Here is a 6,706-nt window from a genome sequence, read left to right as displayed (position 1 = left end):
GGGTGCCCGGACACAGGATGAATTATCCGCCGCAATCAGCCGGGCATTCGCACAGGTCACACCGCAGGATGCTGCCGGATGGTTTTCATCGTGTCATATTACGGCTTCTCAATCGTGATATGCTCTATCCTCAATTATTCTGCTCCCAAAACCTGCTTATATCCGTGTAATCCGCGGTTAAAAAAAATTTATATCTGCGCGGGAAGAATTCATTACCGGTGCAGCATTTTTTTCACCAGTTACCGGATAAAATTGGTGGCGATTTTGTCTTCGTGAACCAGCAGTTCAATGCCGGCATTTTTTCCGGCGTCGATGCACTTCAAAAGCCACGCCATATTTTTTCCGAGCGCGCGCATGGTTTGCAGTCCTTCGAGGTCCTGCCGGACTTCGTCAGGTGTTGTGCCGTGTACCTGATTCCAGTAGTTGGACGAAACGATGTGAATGTTTGAAATGGTGAAATAATGGTTGAGCTGATCGAATGCGGAACTGGCCCCGCCGCGCCGGCAGCTGACCACTGCCGCACCCAGTTTATGAGAAAAACGTCCGGCGAAAAAAGCGCGGTCAAGCAGGGCTTTCAACTGTCCGGAAAGCGCGGCGTAATACACAGGGCTGCCGAGCACGATGGCATCAGCGGCGCGGATTTTATCAATCAGCCCGTTTACGATGTCGTCCTTAAAAATACAATAGCCAGTGGATTCCGGCTGACGGCAGGCGTAACATGCCTGGCAGCCTCTGATTGCGGTGTGTCCAATTTGGAAAATCTCGGTTGCGATGCCGGCGTTTTCGAGCTCGCCGGCAACTTCGGTGAGCGCCGTAAATGTGCAGCCGGCGGCATTCGGACTTCCGTTAATGAGCAGTGCATTCATCGTTTATCCTTCGGTTGCGTCGCGCAGGGCACGCGGCCAGGAAGATTTTTTAAATCGTTAGTTATTTCTCGGGTTTTATCTTCGTGTCTTTGCCGCTTCGTTGCTTTGCATTTGCAAAGCCCTTCTTCACTTTATTTCGAATCGTGGTGAATGAATTATCCGACATCAACAATGGACGGCGTATAATCCGCCGGCGGCTCATAACCGAGCAGTTGAATACAGGTGGCGGCGAGGCTGCTGACGCCGAGCCCTTCTTTTTTTGAAAGCCTCGCGCGTGAGACACCGGACGGATCGTAGACAAATGCCGGCACCGGGTTGAGCGAATGCGCAGTTTTCGGCTTTGGATTGCCGGCACTGTCGCGTTTCACCGCACCGCTTTTGTCGTGTTCATACATATCGTCAGCGTTGCCGTGGTCGGCGCTGATCACCATAATTCCGTTGGCTTTTTTCACCGCTGCTATTAAACGCCCGACACCTTCATCGACGGCCTCCACTGCAGTTTTTACGGCGGAAAAAACGCCGGTGTGTCCTACCATGTCGCCGTTCGGATAGTTTAAGCGGATGAACTGATATTTCCCGCTCTCGATGGCGTTGACCACATAATCCGTAATTTCAGCGGCTTTCATGCGCGGTTTTTCCTCGAACGGAATGATGTCGGACGGAATTTCGACATAGTCTTCAAGCGCGCCGTTAAATTTACCGGTGCGGTTGCCGTTGAAAAAATAGGTGACGTGACCGAACTTCTGCGTTTCGCTGATGGCGAGCTGATGCACGCCGGTGGCGGCGAGATATTCGCCCATCGTGCGTGAAATCGCCGGCGGCGAAACGAGATATTTTTTCGGAATGCCAAGATCGCCGTCGTACTGCATCATACCGGCATACTCAACCTGCGGTTTTGGACCGCGGTCGAATTCTTTCAACTCGTCCGCTTCAAATGCTTTGGTGATTTCCAGCGCGCGGTCACCGCGGAAATTAAAGAAAATCACACTGTCGCCATCGACAATTTTTCCGACCGGTTTTCCGTCGCGCTCAATCACGAACGGCGGCAGATCCTGATCAAGCACGCCGGGCCTTTCAGTGCGGCAGGTTTCAATCGCTGCTTTCATGCTCGGGAACAGGCGGCCTTCACCTTTTACATGCGTATCCCAGCCGCGTTTCACCATATCCCAGTTTGCATTGTAACGGTCCATCGTGATGTTCATGCGTCCGCCGCCGGAAGCGACGGCGTAGTCCACCGTGCCGCCGGCATTCAGACCGGCGAGAAACTGTTCAAACGGTTCAACGTAATCGAGCGCCGAAGTCGGCGGGACATCGCGGCCGTCGAGCAGCGGATGAACACGGATTTTTTTTACGCCCTCTTTTTTCGCTTCCTCAATCATCGCTTTTAAATGGTCAATATGACTGTGCACATTGCCGTCCGAAAACAGTCCGATAAAATGCAGCGTCGAATTATTTTTCTTCACATTCGCGATCAGCGCTTTCCACGTGCCGCCCTGAAACATGGCACCGGATGCAATGGCTTCGCTAACGAGCGCCGCGCCCTGATGAAATACGCGGCCGGCGCCGATGGCGTTATGTCCGACTTCACTGTTGCCCATATCGTCGTCACTCGGCAATCCCACCGCTGTGCCGTGCGCTTTCAGTTTCGTGTGCACCGCATTCTGCCAAAGCCAGTCCAGATTCGGCGTGTCCGCCGCTTTCACAAAATCGCCTTCTTCATATTTTCCGCAGCCGATGCCGTCCATCACCACCAGCACAACCGGGCCGGCAGGGCCTTTAAACACCGTCGATTTCTTCAATGCTTCCATGATGCATCTCCTGTGTAAAAAACTGAAACTATGCCGTTCTGTCTGATACCGGGCAAGTTTAAAGCTGTAAACCGCAAAACTGCACCGGGCATTCATGATGGCGGCTGAAAGACTCGTCCGGCCGTTTGCCCGGCGATCTCAAAAAAGCTCGCTTTGTTCAGCCGGCGCGGTTTTAGGCTCCGGTGCCGGAGTTTTTTTGCCGCCGGTTTTTCCGCTCATTGCGAGAAATGCGGTTTCATCGAGAATATTTACACCGAGTTCTTCAGCTTTGGTGAGTTTTGAGCCGGCGTTTGCGCCGGCGACGACATAGTCGGTATTTTTTGAAACGCTGCCGGCCACGGTTCCGCCGCGCGCGCGAATGAGATCGCCGGCTTCGGTGCGCGACAGCGTTTCCAGTGTGCCGGTGAGGACGAAGGTTAAACCGGCAAATTCATTGCTGCCGGTTTGGGCGGCCTGTTCAAAATTTACGCCGGCGGCTTTTAACTGTTCAATCAATTCAATGTTGGCCGGTGTTTTAAAAAAACTGCGGATGCTTTGGCCGGCAACCGGTCCGATATCACGGATCGTTTCAAGCTGTTCGCTGCCGGCGTTCATCAAAGCGTCGATGGTTGCAAAATTCTGCGCGAGGACACGCGCCGCGCCGCTGCCGACGTACCGGATTCCGAGCGCAAAAAGTATCCGGTCCAGCGGCTGGCGTTTGCTTTTTTCAATCGCCGCAATGAGGTTGGCCGCTTTTTTTTCTTTGAAGCCTTCGAGTCCGAGCAGCTGCTCTTTTTCGAGCCGGTAAAAATCCGCCGGACTTTTGACAAGAGCGCTGTCGACGAGCTGTTCAACCACCGCTTCGCCGAGTCCTTCAATATCCATGCCGTGCCGGGATGCAAAATAGGTGAGCCAGCGTTTAAGCATCGCCGGATGATGCAGGTCGTCGATGCGCCAGGCAACCTCACCCTCATTTTTCACCGGCGTAATTCCGAGTGCGCGGCACGCGGTCTGCATATCAAACGGAATTTCAGCACCGGTGCGTTTTTCGATGACAACACGCACAACCGCCGGAATAATTTCGCCGGCTTTTTCAACGATGACGCGGTCACTGATGCGAATATCTTTGCGCCGGATTTCGTCTTCATTGTGCAGTGTCGCGCGTTTGACAACCGTGCCGGAAAGCTGCACCGGCTCAAGTTCCGCCACCGGCGTTAGCACGCCGGTGCGCCCGATTTGAATGGTGATCTCTTTAAGCCGCGTCTCGGCCTGTTCCGGCTCATATTTATAGGCAACCGCCCAGCGCGGGCTTTTGGCGGTGGAGCCGAGTTCGCTGTAAAGATTGCGTTCATTAATTTTAAGTACACCGCCGTCGATCTCGAATGCAAAGTCATGCCGCATGTTTTGCAGTGTATCGAGTTTTTCGAGGACTTCATCAATTCCGGCGCACGGCCAGTGCTGTGGCGTAGTTTGCAGGCCGAGTTTTTTGAGCGCGGCGAGCATCTCCTGATGCGTTTCAAATGCGGCGGAACTTTCGCCAGTGCCGTAAAACACCGCATCGAGCGGACGTTTTGCAACAGCGCGTGGACTAAGTAATTTTATTGATCCGGCAGCGGCATTACGCGGATTCGCAAACGGCTCGAGTCCGGCTTCGTCGCGTTCTTCGTTGAGTTTCACAAAACCGGCGCGTGTCATATACACTTCGCCGCGCACTTCGAGGATTTCCGGCGCATTGCCTAAAAGATACATCGGAATGGATTTTATGGTTTTTATGTTGGCTGTTACATCATCGCCGGTTTCTCCATTTCCACGAGTTAACGCCCGAACAAACTTTCCGTTTTCATAGCGGAGTGACATGGCAACGCCGTCAATTTTCGGTTCGAGCACATACGAATAGTTTTTGCCGCCGAGCAGTTTTTTTACGCGTGCGTCAAAGTCAATCAGCTCATCTTTGCTGTAGGTGTTCGCCAAACTAATCATTGGCACAGAATGTTTGTAGGAAAAAAAACTATCAATGTCATTTCCAACTCGATGCGTGGGACTTTCCGGCGAATCAAATTCAGGGAAATTTTTTTCGAGGCCGTCGAGCCGGCGGAGCAGGGCGTCAAAATCGCGATCAGAAATTGCCGGCGCGGCGTCGACATAATAGAGCCGCGTATGCTGTTCAATTTCTGCGCGCAGTTTTTCTATTTCATTCCGCGCCTCACTTCTGTTTAATTCTGAACTCATTGAGCACAGGCTAGCATGGAGGGTTTGCGGTGAAAATTAAATTCTGGAAAATGCACGGCGCAAAGAATGATTTTGTGCTGATTGACGACCGCACCGGAATGTTTCCGGCGGATGATCAGAATTTTATCCGGCATCTTGCCGCGCGCCGCTCCGGCATCGGCGCCGAAGGCATTGTGCTGATTCAGCCGTCGCGCGCCGCCGATTTTTTTATGCGGTTTTATAATCCGGACGGCGGCGAAGCGGATATGTGCGGCAACGCCGCGCGCTGTACCGCACGGCTGGCGAATGAACTTAACATTGCCGGCGAACGGATGAGCATTGAAACCGCCGCCGGTTGCCTGGAAGCGGAAATTCTCGACGAGTCGCGCGTTCAGCTGCGGATGACAGAACCGCGGGAGTGGCTTCTGAATGAACCGCTGGAGATGGAGGAGGGTCAACTGACCTTCAGTTTTGTGAATACCGGCGTGCCGCACGTTGTGATGCGGACGGGTAATTTACGCGAAACAGACGTGCGCACTGCCGGCGCCGCGATTCGCCGTCACCGGCGTTTTGCACCCGCCGGCGCGAATGTAAATTTTATTGAGATTACACCGGACGGCGCGCTGCTGATCCGCACCTATGAGCGCGGCGTTGAAGATGAAACGCCGGCGTGCGGCACCGGAATTACCGCCGCCGGCTTAATTGCCGCGAAAAACGGCTGGGTGGAACTGCCGGTGATTGTACACGCGGCGAGCGGCGATGTGCTGACGGTGGACGCGGAGCTGACCGGCGCCGGCGCCAAACATGTCATGCTGAGCGGACCGACGGCACATGTGTATGAAGGCGAAATTGAATACAAGGAGTGAGTCATGATTGCAGAAGGAAAAAAAGCGCCGGCGTTTGCGTTGAAAGGCAGTGACGGAACAACTCATGCGCTGAAGGATTACGCCGGAAAAACCGTAGTTCTTTATTTTTATCCGAAAGATCATACGCCGGGATGCACCAAAGAAGCGTGCAGTTTCCGCGATGTTCACACGCAGATTGAAAACCTGAATGCGGTGGTCATCGGCGTCAGCAGCGATTCGCTTGAATCGCATGACACCTTCATTGAAAAATTCAAGCTGCCGTTCGTACTGCTTTCTGATCCGGACAGAAGCGTGATGACAGCATACGGAGCGTTCGGTGAAAAAATGCACTACGGTAAACTGATTACCGGCGTGATCCGTTCGACGGTGATCGTCGGTGAAGACGGAAAAATTTTAAAGCACTGGAAAAAAGTTCCGCAGGCGGAAACGCATCCCGCCAAAGTGCTCGAATTTTTAGAAGGGCTGCAGAAATGATCCGCGCCGGTTTTTGTCTCGGCTCAAATCTCGGCGACCGGAAACGGTTTTTGATGCAGGCAAAAAACCGGCTGTTAATGGATTCCGGCGTGAAACTGATCGCGCAGTCCGCCGTTTATGAAACAGAACCGGTGGATGTAAAAGAGAAGTACGCCGCACTGAAATTTTTAAACGCGGTTCTGATTCTTGAAAGTCCATATGATGCAGCCGCGTGGCTGAAAAAAATTCATGCGGTGGAGGCGGCGCTGCACCGCGTGCGCGGTGACGACAGGAATGCACCGCGCACGGTGGATGTTGATCTGCTGTTCTGCGGCGATGAGGTGATTGATAACGCGCATCTGCAGGTTCCGCATCCGCGCTGGGCGGAACGCCGGTTTGTTGTTCAGCCGCTGGCCGAAATCTGTCCCGATCTGGTTCTGCCGGGTATGGACGTGAGCGTGCGGAATGTGCTTGCGAAACTGCCGGATTCCGGCGATGTTCGCCGGTTTTCAGATAGATGGTGAGT

Annotated in this window: 6 protein-coding genes; 3 read left to right on the top strand and 3 right to left on the bottom strand. The window is 53.5% G+C overall.

Going from position 1 to position 6,706, the window contains the following annotated elements:
- Nucleotides 1–239 precede the first annotated feature (239 nt).
- The 3 genes from WC959_03345 to ligA form a co-directional block, all read right to left on the bottom strand.
- The gene (locus tag WC959_03345) at nucleotides 240–866 is read right to left on the bottom strand and encodes a flavodoxin family protein (protein ID MFA5688172.1); all 627 of its coding nucleotides are present in this window, start codon (nucleotides 864–866) and stop codon (nucleotides 240–242) included.
- Between the two features lie 155 nt (nucleotides 867–1,021).
- Nucleotides 1,022–2,674, bottom strand: a complete 1,653-nt coding sequence (gene gpmI / locus WC959_03340) for a 2,3-bisphosphoglycerate-independent phosphoglycerate mutase (protein ID MFA5688171.1) — start codon at nucleotides 2,672–2,674, stop codon at nucleotides 1,022–1,024.
- Nucleotides 2,675–2,812: 138 nt separating this feature from the next.
- Entirely contained in the window at nucleotides 2,813–4,882 is a 2,070-nt protein-coding gene (gene ligA / locus WC959_03335) for an NAD-dependent DNA ligase LigA (GenBank protein ID MFA5688170.1), read from the bottom strand.
- Nucleotides 4,883–4,911: 29 nt separating this feature from the next.
- On the opposite strand from ligA, the gene dapF reads away from it, so the two are divergent.
- From dapF to folK, 3 genes are read left to right on the top strand one after another with little or no spacing between them, the layout of a single operon-like run.
- A complete protein-coding gene (gene dapF / locus WC959_03330) occupies nucleotides 4,912–5,727 on the top strand; it encodes a diaminopimelate epimerase (protein MFA5688169.1) in 816 nt (271 codons plus the stop codon).
- A 3-nt stretch (nucleotides 5,728–5,730) separates the two neighbouring features.
- Complete coding sequence (locus WC959_03325) at nucleotides 5,731–6,201, top strand: peroxiredoxin (GenBank protein ID MFA5688168.1); 471 nt, start codon at nucleotides 5,731–5,733, stop codon at nucleotides 6,199–6,201.
- Nucleotides 6,198–6,704, top strand: a complete 507-nt coding sequence (gene folK / locus WC959_03320) for a 2-amino-4-hydroxy-6-hydroxymethyldihydropteridine diphosphokinase (protein MFA5688167.1) — start codon at nucleotides 6,198–6,200, stop codon at nucleotides 6,702–6,704. Before WC959_03325 ends, folK begins: the two co-directional genes overlap by 4 nt.
- Nucleotides 6,705–6,706: the final 2 nt, after the last annotated feature.

Source organism: Kiritimatiellales bacterium (assembly GCA_041656295.1).
Lineage (GTDB): Bacteria > Verrucomicrobiota > Kiritimatiellia > Kiritimatiellales > Tichowtungiaceae > Tichowtungia.
This window is presented reverse-complemented; position numbering and strand designations above follow the sequence as displayed.